The sequence below is a fragment of the Kiloniella antarctica genome (genome assembly GCF_042682825.1).
Taxonomy (GTDB): domain Bacteria; phylum Pseudomonadota; class Alphaproteobacteria; order Kiloniellales; family Kiloniellaceae; genus Kiloniella; species Kiloniella antarctica.
The window spans coordinates 256,051-279,783 of sequence record NZ_JBHUII010000001.1 but is presented as its reverse complement, the minus strand read 5'-3'; the positions used below and the strand labels follow the sequence as shown (position 1 = coordinate 279,783).

At 44.0% G+C, this 23,733-nt stretch carries 23 protein-coding genes; 15 read left to right on the top strand and 8 right to left on the bottom strand.

The window, feature by feature from the left end:
• The first annotated feature begins 58 nt into the window (after nt 1-58).
• Both ACFSKO_RS01330 and ACFSKO_RS01325 read left to right on the top strand, forming a co-directional pair.
• Nucleotides 59-1,180, top strand: coding sequence for a substrate-binding domain-containing protein (locus ACFSKO_RS01330; RefSeq protein ID WP_380247591.1), 1,122 nt, complete (start codon nt 59-61; stop codon nt 1,178-1,180).
• Complete coding sequence (locus tag ACFSKO_RS01325) at nt 1,158-3,350, top strand: ATP-binding protein (RefSeq protein ID WP_380247588.1); 2,193 nt, start codon at nt 1,158-1,160, stop codon at nt 3,348-3,350. Before ACFSKO_RS01330 ends, ACFSKO_RS01325 begins: the two co-directional genes overlap by 23 nt.
• A gap of 17 nt (nt 3,351-3,367) precedes the next feature.
• Here the strand turns inward: ACFSKO_RS01325 and ACFSKO_RS01320 are convergent, their stop codons facing one another.
• Together ACFSKO_RS01320 and pbfA are read right to left on the bottom strand one after the other, a co-directional pair.
• A complete protein-coding gene (locus ACFSKO_RS01320) occupies nt 3,368-3,826 on the bottom strand; it encodes a GNAT family N-acetyltransferase (RefSeq protein ID WP_380247586.1) in 459 nt (152 codons plus the stop codon).
• A 71-nt stretch (nt 3,827-3,897) separates the two neighbouring features.
• Nucleotides 3,898-5,289, bottom strand: coding sequence for a (R)-1-hydroxy-2-aminoethylphosphonate ammonia-lyase (gene pbfA / locus ACFSKO_RS01315; protein ID WP_380247584.1), 1,392 nt, complete (start codon nt 5,287-5,289; stop codon nt 3,898-3,900).
• A gap of 125 nt (nt 5,290-5,414) precedes the next feature.
• Between pbfA and ACFSKO_RS01310 the strand changes: the two genes are divergently transcribed.
• From ACFSKO_RS01310 to sigJ, 6 genes are all read left to right on the top strand, one after another.
• On the top strand, nt 5,415-6,287 hold the full coding sequence (locus ACFSKO_RS01310; protein WP_380247582.1) for a LysR substrate-binding domain-containing protein: 873 nt from the start codon (nt 5,415-5,417) through the stop codon (nt 6,285-6,287).
• Between the two features lie 137 nt (nt 6,288-6,424).
• Nucleotides 6,425-6,766 (top strand): EamA family transporter, encoded by a 342-nt coding sequence (locus tag ACFSKO_RS01305; protein WP_380247580.1) that lies wholly within the window; start codon nt 6,425-6,427, stop codon nt 6,764-6,766.
• A gap of 10 nt (nt 6,767-6,776) precedes the next feature.
• Entirely contained in the window at nt 6,777-7,781 is a 1,005-nt protein-coding gene (locus tag ACFSKO_RS01300) for a glycosyltransferase family 2 protein (RefSeq protein WP_380247578.1), read from the top strand.
• 21 nt (nt 7,782-7,802) lie between these two features.
• Entirely contained in the window at nt 7,803-9,158 is a 1,356-nt protein-coding gene (locus ACFSKO_RS01295; protein ID WP_380247576.1) for a hypothetical protein, read from the top strand.
• Nucleotides 9,159-9,292: 134 nt separating this feature from the next.
• A complete protein-coding gene (locus tag ACFSKO_RS01290) occupies nt 9,293-9,724 on the top strand; it encodes a carboxymuconolactone decarboxylase family protein (protein WP_380247573.1) in 432 nt (143 codons plus the stop codon).
• Nucleotides 9,725-9,741: 17 nt separating this feature from the next.
• Nucleotides 9,742-10,635: an RNA polymerase sigma factor SigJ gene (gene sigJ, locus ACFSKO_RS01285; protein ID WP_380247571.1), complete on the top strand. Its 894-nt coding sequence runs from the start codon at nt 9,742-9,744 to the stop codon at nt 10,633-10,635.
• Between the two features lie 3 nt (nt 10,636-10,638).
• On the opposite strand, the gene ACFSKO_RS01280 is transcribed toward sigJ, so the two are convergent.
• The 4 genes from ACFSKO_RS01280 to ACFSKO_RS01265 form a co-directional block, all read right to left on the bottom strand.
• A complete protein-coding gene (locus tag ACFSKO_RS01280) occupies nt 10,639-11,241 on the bottom strand; it encodes a YfbR-like 5'-deoxynucleotidase (protein WP_380247569.1) in 603 nt (200 codons plus the stop codon).
• A 63-nt stretch (nt 11,242-11,304) separates the two neighbouring features.
• Complete coding sequence (locus ACFSKO_RS01275) at nt 11,305-12,168, bottom strand: type 1 glutamine amidotransferase (protein ID WP_380247567.1); 864 nt, start codon at nt 12,166-12,168, stop codon at nt 11,305-11,307.
• Between the two features lie 32 nt (nt 12,169-12,200).
• Complete coding sequence (locus ACFSKO_RS01270; protein WP_380247565.1) at nt 12,201-12,959, bottom strand: HAD family hydrolase; 759 nt, start codon at nt 12,957-12,959, stop codon at nt 12,201-12,203.
• A gap of 320 nt (nt 12,960-13,279) precedes the next feature.
• Nucleotides 13,280-13,888 (bottom strand): FMN-dependent NADH-azoreductase, encoded by a 609-nt coding sequence (locus ACFSKO_RS01265; RefSeq protein WP_380247563.1) that lies wholly within the window; start codon nt 13,886-13,888, stop codon nt 13,280-13,282.
• A 104-nt stretch (nt 13,889-13,992) separates the two neighbouring features.
• Between ACFSKO_RS01265 and ACFSKO_RS01260 the strand changes: the two genes are divergently transcribed.
• The 4 genes from ACFSKO_RS01260 to ACFSKO_RS01245 all read left to right on the top strand — a co-directional run bounded on the left by ACFSKO_RS01260 (nt 13,993) and on the right by ACFSKO_RS01245 (nt 17,500).
• Complete coding sequence (locus ACFSKO_RS01260) at nt 13,993-14,898, top strand: LysR family transcriptional regulator (protein ID WP_380247561.1); 906 nt, start codon at nt 13,993-13,995, stop codon at nt 14,896-14,898.
• Between the two features lie 181 nt (nt 14,899-15,079).
• Nucleotides 15,080-16,036, top strand: a complete 957-nt coding sequence (dusA, locus tag ACFSKO_RS01255; protein WP_380249410.1) for a tRNA dihydrouridine(20/20a) synthase DusA — start codon at nt 15,080-15,082, stop codon at nt 16,034-16,036.
• Nucleotides 16,037-16,104: 68 nt separating this feature from the next.
• Nucleotides 16,105-16,548 carry an OmpA family protein gene (locus tag ACFSKO_RS01250; RefSeq protein ID WP_380247559.1) on the top strand — a complete coding sequence of 148 codons (444 nt, stop codon included), beginning with the start codon at nt 16,105-16,107 and terminating at the stop codon, nt 16,546-16,548.
• Nucleotides 16,549-16,588: 40 nt separating this feature from the next.
• Nucleotides 16,589-17,500 (top strand): polysaccharide deacetylase family protein, encoded by a 912-nt coding sequence (locus ACFSKO_RS01245; protein ID WP_380247557.1) that lies wholly within the window; start codon nt 16,589-16,591, stop codon nt 17,498-17,500.
• Between the two features lie 3 nt (nt 17,501-17,503).
• Here the strand turns inward: ACFSKO_RS01245 and ACFSKO_RS01240 are convergent, their stop codons facing one another.
• Together ACFSKO_RS01240 and ACFSKO_RS01235 are read right to left on the bottom strand one after the other, a co-directional pair.
• Nucleotides 17,504-18,781, bottom strand: coding sequence for a 3-deoxy-D-manno-octulosonic acid transferase (locus ACFSKO_RS01240; protein WP_380247555.1), 1,278 nt, complete (start codon nt 18,779-18,781; stop codon nt 17,504-17,506).
• Nucleotides 18,782-18,795: 14 nt separating this feature from the next.
• Nucleotides 18,796-19,923 (bottom strand): glycosyltransferase family 4 protein, encoded by a 1,128-nt coding sequence (locus ACFSKO_RS01235; protein ID WP_380247553.1) that lies wholly within the window; start codon nt 19,921-19,923, stop codon nt 18,796-18,798.
• A gap of 620 nt (nt 19,924-20,543) precedes the next feature.
• Here ACFSKO_RS01235 and ACFSKO_RS01230 point away from each other — a divergent pair.
• The 3 genes from ACFSKO_RS01230 (at nt 20,544) to ACFSKO_RS01220 (ending at nt 23,719) form a co-directional block, all read left to right on the top strand.
• The gene (locus ACFSKO_RS01230; protein WP_380247551.1) at nt 20,544-21,251 is read left to right on the top strand and encodes a hypothetical protein; all 708 of its coding nucleotides are present in this window, start codon (nt 20,544-20,546) and stop codon (nt 21,249-21,251) included.
• 109 nt (nt 21,252-21,360) lie between these two features.
• Entirely contained in the window at nt 21,361-22,140 is a 780-nt protein-coding gene (locus ACFSKO_RS01225; RefSeq protein WP_380247548.1) for a response regulator transcription factor, read from the top strand.
• A 19-nt stretch (nt 22,141-22,159) separates the two neighbouring features.
• Nucleotides 22,160-23,719: a sensor histidine kinase gene (locus tag ACFSKO_RS01220; protein ID WP_380247546.1), complete on the top strand. Its 1,560-nt coding sequence runs from the start codon at nt 22,160-22,162 to the stop codon at nt 23,717-23,719.
• Nucleotides 23,720-23,733: the final 14 nt, after the last annotated feature.

The following is a 23,733-nucleotide window of genomic DNA, read 5'->3' as shown; positions in this document are numbered from 1 at the left end:
TTATATGGTCTAATGGCTTCGTGAGTTGTATGGCTATTAAACCAAATAGGAAAATTTCATGAATGTGTATCTTTTCTTCAGACGGTTTCTTTGTGTTATTTTTTTCTTATTTACTGTCCCCTTTTATACAAAAAGTCATGCTCAAGATAATCAAGGATATTGGTTACTTGAAGATTATCTTGAAATGCATCCAGAACAGGTGAAAATTTCAGACAGGTTTGTTAGTCGAGTTCGCTCTACAGCTCTTGCGTTTAGCAAGCATCAACAAGACTCCACGAAAGTTTTAATTGTATATCCAGGCCTTCAGGTTTCTGATTACTGGAGACGATCTGTTGCTTCTTTTGAGGGGCGGATGCGAGAGTTAAATATTGACTATGAATTATCCTCTCATTTTACAAAAGCAGGATCGGATATCGAGTTACAGGGAAAGTTACTTGGCCAAAGTAGGGGTAACCCGCCTGATTTTTTAATATTTACTCTTGATGCTACACGCCACAAAGGAATGATAGATAGAATTATTTCAACAGATGAAACCCAGGTAATTTTGCAAAATATTACTTCACCTATCAAAGCTTTCGAAAAAAAACAGCCTTTGCTGTACGTTGGGTTTGACCATGGAATAGGCGCAAGGATACTTGCTGAGCGTTACAAGAGTGAGTACCCTGCAGGAGCAAATTATGCCATCCTTTACGGTACGCAGGGGTATGTAAGTAGCCTCAGGGGAGATGTTTTTTATCATGAAATGTCACAACATCTGAACTCAAAATTGCTTGGGTCTTATTATGTTGATTTTGATAGAGAGAAAGCTTACCGCGCAACACTGGAACTTCTAAGAGAGCATCCAGATCTTGATTTTATTTATGCTTGTTCAACAGATATTGCGATTGGTGCAATTGACGCTTTGAAAGAAACAGGGCGCCTCAGGCAGGTAAAAGTAAACGGTTGGGGTGGGGGAAGTGAAGAGCTTTCCGCAATCGAAAAAGGGCTGATGGATTTTACGGTTATGCGGATGAATGATGATAATGGTGTTGCCATGGCCGAAGCTATAAAATCAGTTTTAGAAGGAAAAGAAGCACACGTTCCAGTGGTGTTTTCTGGTGATTTTAGAACGGTTGATCAAGAGACAACCTCTGAACGGCTCTTATTATGGAGGAGCGATGCCTTTCGATATTCTGACTAATTCTCCCTCACAAAAACGTATGTTCAGATTATCAACGGTAATTGTTGCAGCATTCTTGTTTCTTATGGTGTTTGTGACAGGAACAGTTGTTGTTGCTGGTTACTGGGGCGCACGTGATGCTGTTCAAGCTGATATGGTGAGTTTAGGGGAGAAGAGTAAAACCATTGCAAGCCTAATATTTGATGCTCACTTTCAAGTGTCGAAAAGTGTGTTGGACCTTATTGCTGTGAATGAGAAAGTCACGAGAGGGCTTCAGGCCGCCGATTATAATCTTGTCAAAGAGGTTTTGAATGAAGCGTATTATTCTCAACGAGATGGGGATTTGGATGTCTTGTTTGTTCAAATTGGGCGGGAGCAAGAAACTATTGATGTTAGCGCGACACTTTTTGAAACCAATGGCCTTTTACAACAAGCACTGGCAAAAAACAAAATACGGTTTACTAATGAATTGTTTGTGACCTCTACAGAGAGGCAAGTACTTCATGCAATTTTACACAAAAAAGAAATTCTTCATCCTCTATCGGGAAAGGTTTTAGGTTACCTTTACGCTGGAATTATTCTTAATGATACGACGGCAATACTCAGTAAAATAGATGAAAATATTCAAGCTTCTGCACTTACTCTGGTGTTCGATGGTGCGATTGTCTCCTTGGTGAATAATACCGAAATCACGATTGATGCTATAGATACCTCATCTGCAGATACGTTTGTTTTATCATTGCCTCTGAATATTGAAAGCTCAGATAATCAATCTTTAGATTTGAAAATATTCTACCCTCAGGAAACGGTTAAAAATTTGGGGAAAAATTATAAAGATATTGTTCTAAGTATATTGGGAATAACGCTTGTTATATCAATTATTTCTGTATGGTTGGTTCGGCGGATAGCTAAAATAGCAATCTTTAATTTAAAAGAATATGCGGATGATATCTCACAAGGAAACGTGCAAAAAGAGTATGCACCCTCCCGGATTATAGAGTTTAACCAAATTGGTAGGGTGCTTCACCAGGTTGTTTTGAATCTTGAAGAAAGTGAAGCTCGAGCCAAAGCTATTTTAGATAACACATCTGCTGTTGTTTATTATAAGGATCTAGAGGGGCGATACTTACTTGTAAATAAAAGTTATGAAGACCTTTTTCAAATCAAAAAATCTGACGTTATTGGCCGTAAGAGCATGGCTCATTTACCTCCTGATTATATGGAAGAACTGGTCAGAAATGATATGGAAGTTCTCAGTAAAGATAAAGCGTTGACCTATGAGGAAAGCGCTGTTTTACCTGATGGGATGCATACATATTTAAGTATTAAATTTCCATTGAAATCAGCTCATGGTGATACAGTTGGAGTTTGCGGTTTCTCTACTGATATAACGGATCGTATTAATGCTGAAAAAGATCTGAGATCTGCTAAAGAACGAGCTGAATATGCTAACCGTAGTAAAGTCGAATTTCTAGCGAATATGAGCCATGAATTAAGAACACCTTTGAATGCTGTGATTGGATTTTCTGATCTCTTACTAATGCAGTTGAAGGGCAAAATTGATGAGAAACAACTTCAATATGTAGATGATATCAATAAATCTGGCGCATACCTTTTAAGCCTCATCAATGATATTCTTGATGTATCACGCTTAGAGCTACACAAAGTTAATATTGATGAAGATCATTTCAATTTAAATAAGACGTTGGACGATGCTTGCGGCATGTTGAAAACGCGTGCAGAAGAGGCACGGGTAGATTTCGAGATTGTTCCATTCAAAGAGCTTCCAGTTATGATTGGGGACGAAAGACGAGTGAAACAAATTATTCTTAATCTTGTGAGTAACGCTATTAAGTTTACGCCGCGGCCCGGGGTTGTGAGAGCATCTACGTTGATGAACGAAAAGAATGAAATCGTCTTAAAAGTTACAGATACGGGATTGGGGATATCCGAAAAAGACCTTGCTCGGGTAATGAATCCTTTTGTTCAGGTTGAGGGCAGTTTGACCAGAACGAGAGAAGGTTCAGGATTAGGGCTATCCCTTGTACAGTCCCTTACCGATCTTCATAACGGAGTTCTTGATATTAATAGTCAGCTGGGGAAGGGAACTGAAATAACTGTTACTTTTCCAGCTTCAAGAACTACTTCTCATGATATGAAGCCGGTGTCTGAGCATAATACCCTTCATTAGGATATTTTTTCTGAACTTCAAAGGCTGAGTTTCATACCTTCATGACTGGCTTTAAAACCGAGTTTTTCGTAAAATTTTAAAGCTTCGGGTCTAGATTTATCTGTCGCAAGCTGGACAAGTTTACAACCACGTTCCCGGCACTGACCTAAGGCCCATTTGAACATCTGGCTACCAAGTCCTGTTCCTCGGTGAGATGATGCAATACGTACACTCTCGACCTGTCCACGCCACATTCCAAGACGTGAAAGTCCGGGGATAAAGGTCAGTTGCAGACAGCCAATGATCTCCCCAGCTTGTTCAACCACCGCTAGGTATTGATTAGGATCGCGGTCGATCGCTTCAAAAGCAGCAATGTACTTGGTATTCACGGGCAAGGAACTGTCCTCGCGCTTGGTTCCAAGATCATCATCAGCAAGCATGATAATGATGGCAGGGAGATCGGCTTCTTTAGCGTGGCGGAAGTGGATATCAGTCATTCTTAAAGATTAGATATTCATTCCCAATCTCACAATACTTAAATCAATATGTGAGGTCGAAGATAATGACATTACTTGTACCCAAGTTCACTTTCCACCTCGCTAAGACAGATATCAATGATATTCATCGCGTACTCCATATCTTTTTGAGAGGTCACTAGTGCCGGGGTGAAGGTAAGGACGTTGCCCATAGTAGTTTTAAAACTTAGGCCTTTGTCTAAAGCACGATAAAGCACCATGTCAGCGGCGTCATTTGCAGGCGTACGAGTATCTCTATCCGTTACGAGTTCTGCGCCGAACAGACATCCGCGACCGCGTACGTCCCCAATTAAGGGGTGGCGGGTCATCATCTCCTGAAGGCGCTCCAGAGCATAGGTTCCAACTTTGGCGGCGTTATCGACGAGGCCTTCGTCTTCAATGATTTGAAGGGTTGTTAGGGCGGCGCGTGTGGTGACTGGGTTCTTTTCATGAGTGTAGTGACCATAGGCATAACGATCAGCGATATCGAGATCCGGACGGCAGATGGTTGCAGCAATTGGCAAGATGCCTCCGCCGAGGCTTTTGCCGACTACGAGGATATCGGGCACCACCCCATCATATTCGCATGAGAACATCTTCCCCGTTTTGCCAAGGCCTGTAGGGATTTCGTCAAAGATCAGCAGGGCACCAAAATCGCTGCAGGCTTCACGGACTTTTTTCCAAAAGCCGGGGGGCGCGATATAAGGTACCGCGCGGGTGGGCTCGGCAATAACCGCGGCTACATCGCCTTCTTTTTCAAGGACATAACGAATGGTATTGGCGCAGAGTTCCGCGGAACCTTCACGAACACCCCAGGCATTACGATAATCCCCAAAGGGTGGCACATGTTCAGTTCCCGGCAAAAGTGGGCCAATTGGCCCAGAGCGGAACATTTCTTCGCCGCCGATGGAACGGGCACCAAAGCCCGCGCCATGGAAGGAATCCCAAAAGGATATGGTTTTGAAGCGGCCTGTTTTTGCTCGAGCATAGGCGAGAGCGATCTCAATGGCGTCTGATCCACCGGTGGCAAAAAGAACTTTGCTGAGATCTCCGGGTGCTAGTTCGGTTAGTTTTTCCGCAAGCTCTACGGCGGGATCACAGGTGAAACGCCGAGGGGCGAATGGCAGATCGTCGAGCTGTTTTTTGATAGCATCTTTCAGACGTGGGTGTCCGTAGCCGATGTGATGCACATTGTTGCCGTGAAAATCCATAAATTTGTGGCCACGTGTATCCTCTATCCAGATACCTTCAGCCTTTTTGATCACAGAAAGACAGGGGGTCGAGACTGATTGGTGGAGGAAAACCTTTTGGTCTCTTTTTAGCAGGCGTTGGGCTTCATCATCTATATTGCGATTATGCCAGTCTTTGCGTCTGGGAGAGTGATTAACATCGCCTTCTGCACCCTGAGGTGTCACATGTTTGATCTTGTCGTTAGTGATGCTCATAAACGGCTCCATTGAATGCACAGGTGAATTCACAAATGTAGTATTTTGGATTATGGGCATTAAAATGATATAGTTCTAATTGTTAATTTTGATTTCTCCCATAACTATATATTATGACAAAATAAATGAACCTTACTCAACTTCGTGCTTTTGATGCTGTCGCCCGTGAAAGCAGCTTCACGCGGGCTGCTGAACGTCTTTCTATAAGTCAGCCAGCAGTAACAACCCATATTCGGGCGTTGGAGGAGAGGTACGAAGTCAGCCTTTTTCGACGGGGAAGCCGTGGGGTAGAGTTAACAGATGTTGGGGTTGATCTTGCTGAAATCAGTACCCGGATTTTTGCGATGGAGATTGAAGCGTCCGAACTCCTAACCGCAACTAAAAACCTAACGCGGGGTACGCTTCGTATTGCGGCGGGAAGTCCTTACTTTATTGTTCCAGTTCTCGCGGCTTTTCAGAAGAAGTTTCCAAAAGTGCATGTTGGACTAAATATTGGAAACTCTCAAAAGGTCACGGCAGACTTACTCACAGAAAAGGTTGATCTGGCTTTGCAAACCGGATGGGAGGAAAATTCGCTGGTCGAAGCCATTCCTTTCCACACCCATCGCGTGGTGGTTTTCTGTCAACGAGAACATCCTTGGGCCGTGGCCGGGAAGTCTAAGCTTAAACTGGCCGAGTTAATCAGCGAGAAGATGATATGGCGCGAACCGCAGTCCATTACTCGTCAAGTTTTTGAGAAAGCCTGTAAAGTCGCAGACATTGAAATAATCCCTGTGATGGAAGTCGCCAGTCGTGAAACTCTGTTGGAAGTTGTTGCGGCAGGTCTTGGCCTGGGGATCGTGTCTTCACACGAATTGCCTAGTGATGGTCGAATACACGTGATGGAAGTTGAGGATGCAGAACTTGAAACCACAGAGTTTTTATTAACGCTTAATCGAAAGCAAAATTTGAGAATAGTGAAGGAATTTCATAAGGTCGCGATAGACTTCAAGGGGTAAAGATATTTTAGATGGAAGTGGTTTGGATGGCATTGTTATTAAATATAATAGTGTATATAGATTTCAACTCAATAAATAGCCGTCTTCCCGTTAGGGGATCTTAGTTTCATAAGTATCGTTATTGAAAAGATTATTGTATGAAAATACTGATATTGATTCTCTTTACTTTAATAATGTCTATCGGACAGCTTTTATTTAAAAAAGCATCTTTGGAGATTAATTGGAATGAGGGAGTTTTGGGGTTTTTGAACCCTTGGCTCATCGTTGCTGTGATTTTATATGGTTTCGCGACATTAATTTGGGTATGGATACTACGAACTGTTCCTCTTAACTTTGCCTACCCTTTTACTGCAATTGCATTTGTTATTGTTCCTGTAGCAGCATCTATATTGTTTAAAGAGAATTTGGGATGGCAGAATGTAGTTGGGACGATACTTGTTATGGCTGGCATTGCAGTAATTTCTTTAAAAGAGATATAGAAACGTTTCAATGGTCGATACCAAACCGAAAAGATCAATCGCTGTTGTAATTCCTTGTTACCAAGTTAAAGCCCATATACAGCGGGTTCTAGAAGCAATTCCCGATTATGTTGATGCTGTCATTTGTGTCGATGATGCCTGTCCGGAAAAGTCAGGAGACTACATTAAGAGTATTTCTAGAGATGAACGAGTATCTGTGTATTGGCATGATCAAAACCAAGGGGTAGGCGGTGCTATGCTTACTGGTTTTAAGGCTGCTCAAACAGCTGGTCATGAGATTGCTGTAAAGATTGATGGTGATGGGCAAATGGATCCAAGTTTAATTTCTCTATTTGTTGACCCCATACTTGAAGGGGAAGCTGATTATACTAAGGGAAATCGATTTTGGGATAGCCGGAGTTTGGTGTCGATGCCGAAAATCAGGGTGGTTGGAAATGCTATTCTTGGCTTTTTGAATAAGTTCTCTTCAGGATATTGGCGTATAATGGATCCAACAAATGGGTACGTCGCTATTCACCTTTCTGTGTTTCAATTGTTAGATACAACTAAGATTGCGTCGAGTTATTTCTTTGAAAGCGACATGCTTTTTAGATTAAATATTGCACGGGCTGTGGTTAAAGATATTCCTATGGATGCTAGGTATGGGGATGAAGTTTCAAACTTAAAAATACATAAAATAATTCTTCCATTTTTATGTGGCCATGCTAGGAATGCACTTAAGAGATTGTTATATAGTTATTTAATTCGTGATTTCAGTTTAGCATCTATTGAGCTTATCTTAGGGCCCATACTCCTTTGTTTTGGGACGGTTTTTGGTGCTTGGCATTGGTATCTTTCTTCCTTTGAAGGGCTGCAGGCGACTTCTGGCCAAGTTATGCTTGCGGCTCTACCCATGATCGTCGGCTTGCAACTATTGCTTTCAGCTCTAAATTTTGACATTACAAATGAGCCCAAAGTACCTCTTCAAAGAATGATAAAGCGGAAATCGATACTTGATACACAAGAAAAATGTTAGTTAGGTAGGATTGTTATTCCAGTGATTTCGAGTATTACAGAAAAAAAATCATTTACTCTTCCTCTATTAGTTTGTCTGATTGTTATTAGTATTCAGTCTTTTCTGATCGGGTACCAGGAACCAGTTTTTGACGCTTTAGCTTATGCCGAACGAGCCCTCAATTTTTCTTTTATCCCTGCTGTTGATGCTCCTGAAACAGGAATAGTATTCGCTCCCCTTTACCCAGGGTTTCTCAATTTAATGATGCAGTTAGACTCTTCAGTAGAGCGGGCATTGAATTGTTATGTTGCTCGAACTGGTGGCTGTGATGTATCTGGATTGGCTTCTGTTTACGCCATCCAGACATTAATCATTGCTTTAGTCGTGTATTTTTCTTTCTTAGCCAGTTATTTTATTACTAATCGATACGGGTTTTCGATTGCGGTTATGATTCTTATTCTTTTTGCTGGCCGGTTATCAGAATATACAACCTGGCTCATTACTGAATCTTTCGCGTTTGTTGGGTTCATGAGTTTTGCGGCCTGTCTGGCTTATGCTTTAAAGGTAAAGGACGGCTTTGTTGCTTTTTTTTTAATGGGGCTGACATTATCTTTGTCAGTATTGACGCGGCCTTCTTATCTGTATCTTCTTTACTCATTAATATTTCTAATTCCAATTTATTGGGGAATAGCTCATAGGAATAAACCTTTTGATATTCTTATTAAGCTAGTCGCCTTTCTGCTACCTTTTTTGTGTTTAGTAATTCCGTGGATGCTCAGAAATTACTATTACCATGGTGTGTTTGGTGTGAGTGCGGGGTATGGGGCTTATATTCTGTCAGAACGCGTTGCCTATAATTTGATGAGTTGGTCCGAGTACGGCGTTAGTTTTGTTTATTGGTTGCCAGACTTTGGAGATTCGATCAGTAAAAATATCTTTGATAGTGCTCTATATAGTAAACTGGATTTCGGTAGTGCTGATGGGTATTACAGATATGGAAATTCGACCATTCGTTCTGCTGTTTATGACTCTGCGCAGACAGATCCGGAACGTGTCAGGTTCATTTTAGATCAGTATATTTTACCAGATTTTTTGAAGCACGTTTTAGTGACTGTTTCTCTTTCCTTTAGGGGGATGTGGGTTGCTAAGTATTTTGGTTTGATTGGGGTGGTTACTCTGATACCAGCCTTCTTCCAGATTAAACGGATGATTGGGGCTGCACCAATATTATTCTTAGCATATCCCTTTTTCTTTATGGTTGGGTTCCATGCTTTCGTATCGGTTAGTATACCGCGGTATAATGCGCCCATGGTACTGATCTATTCGATGGCAATAATAATAACAGTAATTGCAGTCGGGCGGGTTTTTCAAAAGCTGCAGTGGCCTTGGAAAAATTAATTACTCGGCTTCTGTCTTCTTTGGCGTTTTATTGAATCCCAAAAATAATTTCTGATTACCTGTCACAACGATAACTCTCCAATCGTCTTACTTCATGACGACAGTGTCATAGTTTCAAATCATGGAGTTAGAAAATGGCTGTAACAAACGCGGTTCGTTATGAGCAGGAAGTTGGGGATATTCTGGAGCAGCTCGGAGGGGTTCATCAGGCAATTGCACATCATAGTCTTGACCACAAGATCAGGCATCTTGTGGAGATAAGAGCTTCTCAAATAAACCAGTGCGGGTTTTGTATTAAGATGCACAGCGCGGAAGCCCGCGCTGCCGGGGAAACTAGCGAACGTCTTGAGCGTTTGATTGTTTGGCGGCATATCCAGGATTTTAGTGATAGCGAAAAAGCAGCCCTTGCCTGGACGGAAGCCTTGACCGAGCTGGATCTTAAAGCGGATTATGGTCCGCTGCGTGCCGAGCTGAAGGAATATTTTTCTGACAAGGAAATATCGGCCCTTACAATGGTTATCTGTATGATCAATCTTTGGAATAGATTTCAAATTTCGAAGCACTGATACTTTTAGGTACTGATATGATGGAACAAGATCACATCTCATCCTTTGAAAAAGCCAGCCCGACACTGACCGGGCTGGCTTATCGGATTTTAGGATCTTTTGCTGAGGCTGAAGACGCGGTGCAGGACACTTTTTTGAAGTGGTCGCAGGCAGACAAGGATAAGATCCTCAACCCCAAATCCTGGCTGATGACGGTTTGCACACGCCGATCTCTCGATTTGTTAAAGGCCAGCCACAAATCAAGAGTGGCCTATGTGGGAAACTGGCTTCCCGAACCCGTGGGGGATGATTTTAAGGAAAGCCCGGAGGATCAGACGGAGCTGGCTTCATCCGTGACGACAGCCTTTTTGTTGTTGTTGGAACGCCTGACACCAAAGGAGCGCGCGGCCTATCTTTTGCGAGAAATTTTTGACTATTCCTACGCTGATTTATCCGGGGTGCTGGAAGCCTCGGAAACCACTTGTCGCAAATTGGTGTCGCGGGCCAAGAAAAACGTCGAAGCTTCCAAGGTGCGGCAAGAGACACCCCCTGATAGGCAAGAAGAGCTGCTGAAGGTTTTTCAGGCAGCCCTTTTGAGCGGTTCTCCTGATGAACTCGGGACGTTGCTTTCGGAAGATATCCAGTTGGTTGCCGATAGTGGTGGTAAAGTTATTGCTGTCCAGGATATTCTTCAGGGAAAGGCGGGTGTCTTGGATTTTACCCTGCAAACACTTGGCCCTGTTTGGCGTGAGTATGAACAGATTGTAACGCGATTAAATGGTCAGTTAGGGCTTGTCCTTCTGCAACAGGGGAAGGTCACAGCAGCGGTTACTTTCGATTATGACGACACAAACCAGCTGTGTAATGTTTATATAATGCGCAACCCGGATAAGCTTGTGCGGATAGAGCAGTCTCTTCGGATCGTTCAGTAAGGTTCAGGATAGTTCCTGAAAGCGTTTTAGAAAATCTTCGCGGGCTTTTTGCGGGGAGACACCCGTGATCCGGATGTTTGGCATGGCGCGGGGCTTGCCAAAGATTTTGCTGGCTTCCTTGTCATTAAAACCAGCCAGTTGGGTGGCCTCCAAATAAGCAGCCATACGGTCGGCACGTTTTATAAGTTTGTTGACGCTATCAGAGAGATTGGCTGGAAGGCCAAAACGAAGGTGGATTGCTGCCATCAAACGGTTCTCAAGGTCTTTATAGCCCGGACCAATGGCGTATTTGAAAGGCGTGATGAGATCGCCGATCACATATTCGGGCGCATCGTGTAAAAGTGCTGCTAATCGTATTTCTGTTTTTACGTCGGGTTTGAGAAGACCAACGATCTCTTCGACCAATAGAGAATGTTCGGCAATTGTGTAACCCCACTCGCCAATACTTTGTCCATTCCAGCGAACTTCGCGGGACAGACCAAGCGCAATGTCGTCGATTTCAATGTCGAGAGGAGAGGGATCAAGAAGATCCAGTCTGCGCCCGCTTAACATGCGTTGCCAAGCACGAGGGGAAGGGGTGGTCTTTGGTGAGGAAGTCTTACTCATATTATAATCAGGTCTGTTTCTCGTTTGAGCTACAGACCTGATTATATCAGAAATCTATAGCGATTAACGTTTGCGTGCCATGGTTGGAACAACTAGGCGTTCGATCCAGTTTTTCACTTCCGCCTGACGAATGTCGGCGTTCATGATGTCGTGATCGATACCCAGCAACCACCAGAGATCTTTTCGGCTAGGATCTTGGTGGAGAGCTTCGAGCATGTCCACAAATTTTTGTGCATCATCCACGTTGAGGAAGAAGCCTTTATCGACCAGCTTCTGCTTGCGGCAATAACAAAGACGCGCCATCTCATGTAGATCATATTCAGGGTGATATTGAACAGACCAGAACACACCACCATTGTGCGTCACGGATACAGCCTGAACAGAGGTCCAGTCATTTGAAGCCAACACTTGCCCATTTGGTGGCATGTGAGTGATTTCATCGTCGTGGCTGATGAAGGCGTCAAAGGTGGATTTTTTACCTTCGTACATCGGGTGCGCACGGCCTTCAGGTGTTAGAGAGATCTTGCGCGCAAAACCCATTTCACGATCTTTGGGGTTTACGGCGCAAGCACCGCCCGCGGCAACAACTGAAATCTGTGCTGCCCAACAGCTGCCAAAGCTTGGGACCTGCGCTTTATAGGCGGCTTTGGCAAACTCGATTTGCGGGACGACTTTGGGATCATCTGAATGAACCGTTAGACTTGACCCAGTCCAGGCAATGCCGTCGTACTGATCAAGACCAGTGCCGGATGGCAATGTCGCGCCCGGATCGGCCGGGTATACAATGTCACACTGTGCGCCAGGACTTTGGGTCTGGAGCATTTTAACGTAAAGGTCGCCTGCGGTAGAGGCGCCGCCTTCTTTCAGGCCATCACGACCTTCTTTGGCATAGCCATCGACAATTAGGAAACGCGGGGTTTGAGACATCTCGTCTTCTCCGAGTGGGTAGTAAGTATCTGTTATCTACTGAGTTCAGCGAGGCGGTCAATAGTAGATGGTAAATCTGCGTAGCTATTGACGATGGCGTCCGCGGTGGTATGGCCTTTGTCGGCATCCCGTGTCGCGGTGAAGAGAATAGCTTTCATACCGAGAGCGTGGGGACCTTTGATGTCGTTGTGATCACGATCGCCAATGTGAAGCATTTCTTCAACTTTAACTCCGACCTGACTTGCCGCTGTATCAAACATGCTGCGGTGAGGTTTGGAGTGGCCGACTTCATCAGAGAAAGCAAAGCCACTGAAATATTGCTTAAGATCATAATCCTCCAAGATCTGGCGAAGACCCGTTCCTGGCGTCACGATAGCGTCCGAAACAATGCAAAGTTTGTAGCGACTGGCCAAATTGGCGAGGGCTTCTTTCACACCTTCGATCGCATTTGGTGGAATGTTTACTTCCATATCGCCAGTCTCTTTAACGACACGATTGAAAAGCTCTGCTGGAAGGCGGCGGCCCAAACCATTTAGAATCGCATTAATGCGTTGCTCTACGGTCCAGTTAATGAAGAGTTCTTTCCAAACAATATTGAAAGAGGCGTCGGCAACGTCATAAGCGAGGTTGACGGTTTCCAAGTCTATCACTTCAACTTCGTTTAAGGCAGACCATACGATGTGACGGCGTTCTTCTTTTTTAGTCCTAAGGCCTTTGGCGGCACGTTTGGGCTCATCTGAATCGTCATCGACGATAGTATCCCACAGGTCAAAGGTAATCGCTTTGATCATTCCCGGGTTTCCTCTTTCGTATCATTGCGTAATTTAATTACGCTGAGTTAATCAGGTGTTTGTGTCATTTTTTGACTTATGTGTGGGAATATTAGGGCGGATTGAAAGTGCGATCAAGGTTAAAAGTGGGAAATAAGTGGATATTGTTGATAAATTGTGGGTTACGTTGTTTTAAAAGCGCAAAAATTGTGAATTGGACTGGCAGTAATTTGCAATATGTGGGGCTTAGTGGTCTGGTTATTCCCAGTGAACTGAAAAAGCGACCTCTAAAAGGTCGCTTTTCTAGGTATATTCTGTGCTGTAAAATTAAGGGTGTCTGTCTAAGCGGCAATTGTTTGTTTGAGAAGCTCTTGGGCTTGACTTAAGCCTTCGTCGCTTTTAGCCGAATTTATTGCAGAAATGAATTCTACGTCACTAATGCCTAAGAAGCCGAGCACGGTACGAAGATAGGGATCTACAAAATTCATACCGCTTGCAGGACTGCCATCTCTATAGTCGCCGCCAGTTGCAGTAAGCACATAGGCCTTTTTGCCTTTTAGAAGGCCTTTGGGGCCTTTTTCAGTGTAAGAGAACGTTTTCCCCACCCGGGCAACAAGATCAATATATGACTTCAAGGTCGAAGGTATTGAAAAGTTGTGCATCGGTGCACCAATAATGATGGTATCGGCTTTGATGAGTTCATCTACTAAGGTGTTAGAAAGGGCAACGCGTTTTTTTTGATCATCGTTAAGTTGATCTTCCGGTGTATAAAATGCGCCGATTGTTGGTTCGTCTAAATGACCTAGTTCGGTTTTGCTCAAATCGCGTTCGACAATGCTAACCTCAGTATTTTTAAGCCGCCATTCTTTTGCAAAAGTATCTGTTAGTGCGCGAGATTTAGAACCCTCACTGAGAGGGCTTGAGTTGATAACCAGTAGATTTTTACTCATGGGATTCTCCTTGTATATCCATTACAACAAGAATTAGTGTTATTTTTAATAAATGAAATTGTTATAATTTGACAATTTGTGTCGATTAAATAGAAAGAATTTTTGTGATTGGATCCGTAACCCTCGAACAGTGGCGTATTTTTCATGCTGTTGTTAAGTTTGGTGGCTATGCACATGCAGCTAAAGAGCTTAATAAAAGCCATTCGTCGTTACATCACGCACTTTCCAAAATGCAGAATCTCTTAGGCGTTGCTCTTTTAAGAACGGAGGGAAAGTCGCTTGTCCTTACCTCAGAGGGGGAAGTGCTGTTGAGGCGCTCTGCGCGCCTTTTAGAAAACTCTGAAGAATTACAAATGACAGCTAAAACCCTATCTCAAGGGTGGGAGACCGAACTGTCCATTGCTGTTGAATCTATTTTCCCCACCAGTTGTCTGTTCAATACATTAAAGGCTTTTTATCCACAAAGCCGAGGGTGCCGATTGCGTGTTAGGGATACGGTGATTGGGGCAACAACAGCAGCCATTGAGAACAAAGAAGTTGATTTGGCGATTGCCAGTTTCTTGCCAAAGGGGCACTCGGGAACGTCCATTGTTGATGTTGAAATGTTAATAGTTGTTCACAGTAGCCATCCTTTGGCGTTGCGCAAAGAGCCTATAACCGAAAGAAATTTGGCCGGGCACTTGCAAATCGTAATTTCTGAGAAGATGGTGAAAGACACTAAAGATAAAGGGTGGCTCAAAGCAGAACAGCGTTGGACCGTTGATAGTATCGGTGCTGCGCTTTCGTGTTTACATCAGGGGATAGGATTTTGTTTACTGCCTCGGCATGAGGTCGCAGATGACTTAGCTTCTGGAATTTTAGTATCTTTACAGGTGGAGAATCTTCTCTCGCCTAAAGTATGGTTAACTCTTGTCGTGCCAAGGCCGGAAACATTAGGGCCTGCAGGTCAGTTACTAAGAGATCTCTTTTTAGAGCGCATAGATGATCCTTACCTGAAAAGTAAAACGTAACAAAAAAAACATCAATTTATGAGATTGCTGGTAAATTTCGCGTCAAGCTATTATACGAAGCCGATAGTTTCGATTTATCTTGATAAGCCTCTGTCATTTTAACTCTGAAGGCAGTGCAGGATTTAGTGAAGGTGAGTTTGTGGAACAAAATGTTTTGAACCGTAAGATATGTGTTGCGCCAATGTTGGACTGGACCGACCGGCACGAACGGTCTTTCCTGCGAATGATCTCGAAACATACTGTTCTCTATACCGAGATGATTACAACGGGCGCTTTGTTACATGGACGAGATCCCGAACGGTTCTTGCGGTTTGATGAAAAAGAACATCCAATCGCACTGCAGTTGGGCGGAAGTGACCCTGAAGCGATTGCAACTTGCTCCAAAATGGCGGGAGACTTTGGATATGACGAGATTAATCTCAATGTTGGTTGCCCTAGTGATCGTGTGCAAAAGGGGCGTTTTGGGGCTTGTTTAATGGCCGAGCCAGAGTTAGTGGCTGAATGTGTATCTGCGATGGCACAGTCCGGTTTAGCCTCAACCGTGAAGACTCGGATTGGGATTGATGATCAGGACTCTTATGAATTCTTACACGACTTGGTCAGTAAAGTTGTCGGCGCAGGCTGTAAAACTTTAATCGTTCATGCCCGCAAAGCTTGGTTAGAAGGTTTGAGCCCGAAACAAAATCGTGAAGTTCCGCCTCTCAGATATGATATCGTGTACCGGGTTAAGCAGGATTTTCCTGAACTGGAAGTCATTTTGAACGGTGGGGTCCAAACTCTCGATGCCGCGCAAGAACATATAAAACACGTTGATGGCGTGATGATCGGTCGTGAAGCGTACCAAAATCCTTATGTAATGGCCGAAGTTGATCAAAGATTTTATGCAAAAACAGGTGTTAGAGATCGATCTGAAATCGTAGCGGATCTTATTGAGTATGCTGCTTTGAAAGTTCGAGAGGATGTTCCTGTCAAATCCATCACACGGCATGTCCTTGGGTTATTTAACGGTTTACCCGGCGCACGCGCATGGCGCCGCAGTTTGAGTCAGAACGCGTTTAAGCCTGGGGCAGATGAGGGTGTGATCTTACGTGCTTACGAAGAATACCTTTCGTCGTCTCTAACAAAAGAAGCTGTCTGATCTGGTTATCTACACCATTATTGGATACAGTTGGGTTATCAACCTGTTGTCTATAGAGGAGTGTGAAGATGTTTAAACTCGCAGCAATAACGAGCGCAATGATATTTTCTTTGGGGATATCAAGCGTTTCCGCGAGTGCGATAAATTGCTCTCAAACTCTTGATCATACGCCCATTATTAAGAAGGTGATTTATTTTGAGACAGGGCAAACGGCGTTGAGCACCGAGGCGCGAAAACAAATTGATCAACTTGTTGATGTCGTAACGGGCAACCCTTCTCTTAAAATTTGTGCTGTGGGGCAAGCAGATAAAGAGGGTGATCCGGATGCGAATAAAAAGCTCTCCTTGAAAAGAGCGGAGAGTGCAAAAAGCTATTTGATAAAAAAAGGCATTGAGAAAAAGCGGGTAGAAACGGTCTTTCGGGGGGAAGCTTATGGAGGGTTTTCGTTTTGGGGAGCTGCGGATAAAAAAGATGAAGATCGACGCGTTGAAATATTTGCATACAGCGAATAGATTATTTCACTAACGCTCTAAAACTGTTGAGGCAATTCTATTGTCAGATCAATATCGTGGCGGCCATGTCTTACTGTATCACGGTGTGTTTCTTGATATTCCATCTGGTTTAGAGAGTCGCATTCATAATGTATCTCCGGAAAATTTCCGACAACAAATTACCTGGCTCAGACAGAATTTTGATATTGTCACCCTTGAAGAATTTTCTATATCTGGAAGTCGGAAAGGGTTGGCTGCAATCACATTTGATGATGCTTACTCGTCTGTTTTTTCAAATGCACTTCCTTGGTTGATTGATCAAAAGATTCCTGCAACGGTTTTTGTGAACAGTTCGTTGGTTGAGGGAGGGCTCTTTTGGCGGGACAAGGTGCGTTATATCATCGGAAATCAGTTAACGGATGATTTTTTATCTTATAGCTGTAAAGCTCCGTGGATATCGAGGGTCCGCCGGGAAAGGTTTTATAAAGATACCAAAAATCCTTACTTGAATAGTAAAATTGTAAGTGACGCGATTGATACCTTTTTTCAAGACCGTGGGCTTGTTGGGATTGTTGAAAAGCATCTTGAAAATATCATCGCGCGTCGAGAAGATTTTCTATCTCATCCTTTGATAACCTATGGTAACCATTCCCATTCCCATTTTGTTTTGTCTTCGTTGACAAAAGAGCAGCAACTTGCGGAAATTACGTGTTGTCAGTCTTGGTTGGTGCAAAGCAGGCTTGAGGTTTGTAATCTTTTTGCGGCTCCCTTTGGGGGAAGCGCAGATGTAAATGAGATCACGAATGAGATACTTTTAGATCAAGGAAGCTCTGGCCTTGTTATGAGCCGTAAGGCAGTGAATTCAAGTGTTAATAGCATGAGAAGTGGTGGGATCAACACCATTGAGCGTTATATGGCGCCGGCAACTCTTTCTGAGTTAAAAGATATGGCTTCTACGCTTGATCAAAGATAATATTTAGAGTTCTTCTAACACCCGTGCCGCGATGGCGTGGATTTCCTCACCTTTGCTGGTCATATAATGAGAAGCAGTTTTTGCCAGTTCTCGGCGTTCTTCCGTATGTGACAGCAGGTGTATTAATTGGTTCTCTAATTGATCCGTATTCCTTAATTTTATAATGGCGTCAGCTTCAATCATTTCATCACATATCGCTTCAAAATTTTGCATCTCTGGGCCACAGATAATAGCACAGTTTTGCCGTGCTGGTTCAAGCAGGTTTTGGCCTCCTTTTCTAAGGAAGGAGCCTGCCATGACAACAATGGGAGAAAGCTCGTAAAACAAACCGAGTTCACCAAGGGTATCAGCTAAATAAAGATCTGTGTCTGAATAAATGGTTTCTGATTTACTTCGGGCAGAAACCTTTAATTTTGTTGAGCCAAGTTCTGCAAGGATGTCTGGGCCTCGATTAGGGTGCCTGGGGGCAACGATACAAAGTATGTTCGGGATCTTGGCTTTTAATTTTTCTTGTACTCGAGCAAAAAAAAGCTCTTCCCCCTTATGTGTCGAACTCGCGAACCAGACGGGACGTTTCTTAATAAGGTTTGTAAGTTCATCAAGACTTGCGCTGTCATAAGATAGTTTGTCAGCTGAAAACTTTAGATTCCCGCTTTCCAGGACCTGAGTTGAGCCGAGCTGTCTAAAATGTCGGGCGTCTTGTTGGGACTGGGCCATAACAATCCTAAAGCACGCCAACAGATCTTTAATGAAGAACGGAAAACGGTACCAGGATTTTGTCGACTTTTTAGACATTCGTCCATTGATAAGAAGTAAAGGAATGTTGTGATTTGCGCTGCGAAAAATCAATTGGGGCCAAAGCTCTGATTCAACAATTAATCCAAGATCAGGGGACCAGTGTTCAATAAAGCGTTCAATGGCCGCGGGGATATCAACGGGAACAAACTGATGTATCGCGTTTTCAGGCAATCGTTTTGCCATTAGCTCGGCAGAAGTCGTTGTGCCTGTTGTAATCAAAAACTTTAAATTTGACTGTTGCGCGTTAAGCGCTGTTATCAAAGGTAGGATAGATAGAGATTCCCCCACTGATGCACCATGGATCCATAGCAGTGGGCCACTGGGGCGTTGAGTAACGCTATAGCCCAAACGTTCAGGGTGACGCTCAGGGTGTTCTTTGCCGCGTAACCGGCGACTTTTGAGATGGTATTTGATAAGCGGCGTTAGAAGGGTTGCCGTCGTACCATAAAGTTTTAGAGCGATTTGTGTCAGGGACGTAGTCATATCTTGTCCCTACTTTAGGAGAGAGCAAGGATTTGGAGCTGAGTGGCAATTACTTTTTGCTCATCATATAGCTCGAGAGCACGTTCTCTACTTGCGTTGCCCATCGTCTCACGTAGCTTGGGACTGTTGACCAGCTTGCAAAGGGCGTCGGCAAGTTTATCTGGGGAGTGCACAGGCACCAGTAAACCAGTTTTCCCATCAATGACTTCTTCTCTCGATCCGCGAATGTTCGTTGCGACGACAGGTAAACCAGTCATCATTGCTTCAATGATAGAACGGGGCATCCCTTCTCTGTGAGAGGGGAGTGTGAAAATATCTGAAGCGCGCATAATTTGGTTCACATCTTGCCGATAGCCTAAAAACCGGATGCGCTTTTTTAACTTGGGATCATTCTTAGCAAGTTCAATGGCCTCGTTAATATCAGATGCGTGATCACTTTCAAGTCTATCGCCGACGATCCAAAGTGTCGCCCCCACTTTTCGCATAGCTTCAATGAGTTCAACATAACCTTTTTCATGAACAAGGCGGCCGACCATTAGTATTATGGTCTCATCGTCTTTGGCACCAAATTCAGTCCGAAGGGCTTTACGATAAGATTTTGGAGAAGCAGGGTAAAATTTATCGATATCAATCCCGTTACCTATGGCAACGATTGTCCCGTTTTTACAAAGATTATGATTTCTTGCCGTTTCGGCGTCTTCTTCGGCTTGGGTAAAGAGGGTGTCAGTGCAGCGACCAGCAAGCCATTCGAGGCCAATAAAGATGTTCCGCTTTAAGGCAGGCATGTTTTCATGGAAGTAAAAGCCATGAGCTGTGTATGCAATTTTTGGAACCTTTGCTATACGTGCTGCAAATCGGGCGATAAGAGATGCGACCGGGGTATGGGCGTGAACGAGGTCAAATTTCTCTTCGCTGAAGAACCGTTTTAATTGCTGGAATGATTTTGTGTGAGACAAAAGATTAAGACTTCTCTCAATTTCGATTGTTTCGACACGAAAGCCTTCTGCGCGAATTTTATCAACCAGAGGACCATCGCTGCACACGCCAACCACTTCATGGCCTGCATCTCTCATGCCCTTCATTAAGGGGAGTATCATATGATAGAGTGAGAAATCGACAGCGCAAATTTGGCAGATTTTCATTCGGTTCCTGCTGGTTAGACTTGGACGGATGCTTCTATTTGCTGGACATCATATAGTTGTCATCAGCTTACGGAAACGCAATAGTAGATTTTCTGAGAAAAGCGTGCCCTTAAATACCGACTTATTTCCGGGCATGCAATGTTTGAAGATACCTTTTTCTGTCCGTGATCATGGGCGAACTTGAAAGCGAACATTGTTGAAAGCTTTGATGCTGTGGAGGTTTATTAAAGAGGGCCAATGATTTCATTATTCTGTTGAAGAGAAATGTTAAACGAGCTCCCTCAAAGAGAGGGTAATCTGCTTACACGTAATCGGTGACATAGTTTTTGTGACTAAGTTATGGGTGTTTTCTCTACCTTTTCGCGTTGTATATCGTATTATTCCATTGATTTAGGTATAAGCGAGTTGCTTTACACTAGGATTGTCGCTGTCATTTGAGGAGATAACTTAACGTAACTAAAATCATAAGGTGGCGTGATTTTGGATGTCGTGAAGGTATGAAATTTCCCTAAATAGCAGTCCGGAACACAAAAAAAACACAAGCCTTGAGGGGTGCGTGTCGATAAGGGATAGTTAGCGCTCGCGCGATGAAACAATTTATGCCGGGATATGTTCACGTAATGAATAGGTTTGAGGGGGCTCTTCGTTTTCTACAGCTCTCTGCATTAATATTACTCTTGTCTGGCTGTAGTTATTTACAATCGGCACAGGGTATTTTTGCGGATAAGGAAGATGTTGGACTGAAAAGTGATACTGATCAACCTAACGAAGCCGCTCTGGGGAGTGCTAAATATGAACCGGAAACAGCTGCAGAATTAAGTGTGCCAAAACCCAAATGGAAACCCAATACAATTCCTGTTGAGCCCAACCGTACAGCGGAACGGGCTGTTGATGATTCAGAAGTCATGTCAACAGAAGGTATTGATCAGATAACCCTTGTTGAAAATACCGATGTCCAGCAATTGTTGGGTATGTCTTTTCTTCAAGTTAAAGAAAAGCTAGGGCAACCTGTTTGGATAAGAGACGTCTACCCAGCAAGAGTTTGGGGATACGATCGGGCGACGTGCAGTTTGCAGATCTTCTTTTACCCCAAACTTGATCAAGCTGGAGATTACCGTGTTCTCGCTTATGAAAGCGGACTTCAAAGCGAAGCGAACGGTGTCGAGAAAAAGTTGAAAAATGTGGAAAAACCTTTGGGCGTGACTTCGCCAAATACGAATGATGATGTAAGCAGCCTAGAGCAAAAACTCATTCAGACTTGCTTTGAAGAGCTTTTACTAGGGGCACCTTCGACCAAAGACTATGTGCCAAACAAGGTATCCCCTTGATTCGTAATAATATGGCCCACAGTTTTGGAATAGAAGCGCCAGAGACTGAATATGCGTACATAAATATCCCTGGTGGGAAGTTGAAGATCGAGATTTTAGGAGAGAGAAAATGATGGCAGCGTCCGTAATGGAAACAACCAGTCCTCGCGTTATTTTGGTTGATGATGATGATCTTTTCCGTGAATCACTCGGATTGAACCTTTCTGAAGAAGGCTTCGAAGTTATTGATTTTGACAATGGTTCGGATGTCTTGAGTTTCCTTCTCAATGAACCTTCGCTAGATCCTATCTTACTGGATTGGCGCATGCCTGGCCTTGATGGCCTTGCCGTTTTACGCCGGTTGCGTGAAGCCAGGATGGATAATCCAGTTATTTTTCTGACTATGCTGAGTGACGAAATTTATGAAGAGGCGGCATTACGCTGGGGGGCGGTAGATTTCATCGATAAATCGCGACGTCTTCCCATTATACTGCAACGTTTACGGTTGATTGCAGAGGGTACAAAAGGTTTCTCTCCTGCTCAGGAAAGCGACAATCAAACGGGACATCCATCGTCCACAAGAGTGGGGGATCTTGAGATCCGTGAAGACATTATGCGGGCTTATTGGAAGGGCGAGCAGCTTGACTTGACCTTAACTGAGTTTGCGATTGTTTGTTTCCTGGCAACAGGTATTGGTAATGACGTTAGCTACAGACAAATATATGACCTCGTACATGGCAAAGACTTTGTCGCAGGATATGGAACGGATGGCTATAAGGCGAATGTCCGGTCCTTTATAAAGCGGATAAGAAAGAAGTTCCGGGAAATCGATGAAGGCTTCGAGCATATCGAAAATTACCCTGGTTTTGGTTACCGCTGGCGGAACGATGGACCGTCTGGAACGGCCTGATTAGCCAGGAAGTTATAACGTGAAAACTCAAAGTACTGTGACAGTTGGCAACGAATACAAGGCAAGGCGATCCCGTGTTAATCGGGCGGTACACTCTCTTATTGCCAAATTCGTTATCATGGTACTGGTTTTCTTTGCAGTGCCTGCTCTATTGTATCAAGAATTTCGCCAAGCAGATCTTGATCGTCAAAATATCGTTTTAACGGCGGTGAGAGAGCAAGGACGTTTGATGGCTGAAAGCCTTCGTCCTACGTTAGAACGGGCAGACCCCTCTTCTCTTTTAGAGTTACCTGAGGAAATTGAACGTATTGCGACCAAGGGAAACGGTATTAAAGTTCTCTTCCGACCTGTGGGCGAAGAGGGGGTTCAGGGGGTTTTCTTTGTCGCTTCTGAGCCGAGACTTTCTCCTGATGAACTGAGAAAAGAAAGACAAGCACTGGTCGAGCAAGGTGTATTCGATAACCTTACAGCCAGTTGTTTAATTGAACGTCCGATGGCGATCCGCCACCTTCGTCCCAGTGGGGTCGAAGAGCTCCTAACATCGATGACGGCAATTCAGACCGATGCAGGTTGTTGGGCCGTTATTGCGACGCAATCTGCTCAGGTCTTTCTTGGTTCTTCGATCGGACAGCCCTATTGGAAAACTCTCGAGGTCCAGATCGCTTCTGCAATTTATCTTGGGATGGCATTTATTCTGGCAATCCTTGTCTTTACAGTGTGGCGAGATTTGTCTCGTTTTCGTGATCTCGCCCGCGGTATTCGAGAGGGTCGTATTGGGAAAAGTAGTTTTATGGTCGGAAATAAGGTTCCGGAGCTTGAACCCGTAGCCTATGAATTTGACCGTATGACGCATACATTACGGGAATCATCTGACTCAATCCGCAGGGCTGCTGAAGATAACGCCCATGCGTTTAAAACACCTCTTGCGATTATACGCCAAGCTCTGGAACCATTAAATAAAACCGTTGAGCCAGAAAATAAACGAGCACAACGTGCGTTACAAGTTGTCGAGGAAGCTCTTGATCGCTTGGAGAATTTAGTTTCTACAGCCCGACACCTTGAACATACTTCGGCAGAACTACTCGACCCACCTCGTGAAAATATTGGCCTTTCTGCTTTGTTACTTCGTATGTTAGAGGCCTACAATGTGAGTTTCTCTGAGCAAGGAGTGATTCTTCAAAGTTCTATCGATCATGAAATTTCCGTGTTGGCTGGCGAAGATATGCTTGAGACGATCTTGGAAAATATCATTGATAATGCATTGGAAGTTTCTCCGCGGGGAACAACGGTGACGGTCGAATTGATCAACGGCAAGAAAACCGCAGAACTTGCTGTGCGGGACCGTGGGCCTGGTGTCCCGGAAAGCGAGCTGGAGCGGATATTTGAGCGTTATGTGTCTTATCGTCCGCGCAAATCCAATCAAGATCTCGACGAAACGGCCAGTAGTAATAACCATATGGGGATTGGGCTCTGGATTGTCCGACGGAATGTCGAGGCGATTGGAGGCTATGTCCGTGCTGAAAACCGACAGGACGGGGGGCTATCCATCATTGTCTCTCTTCCACAAAACACCGATTAAAACTCTCTTCAAGA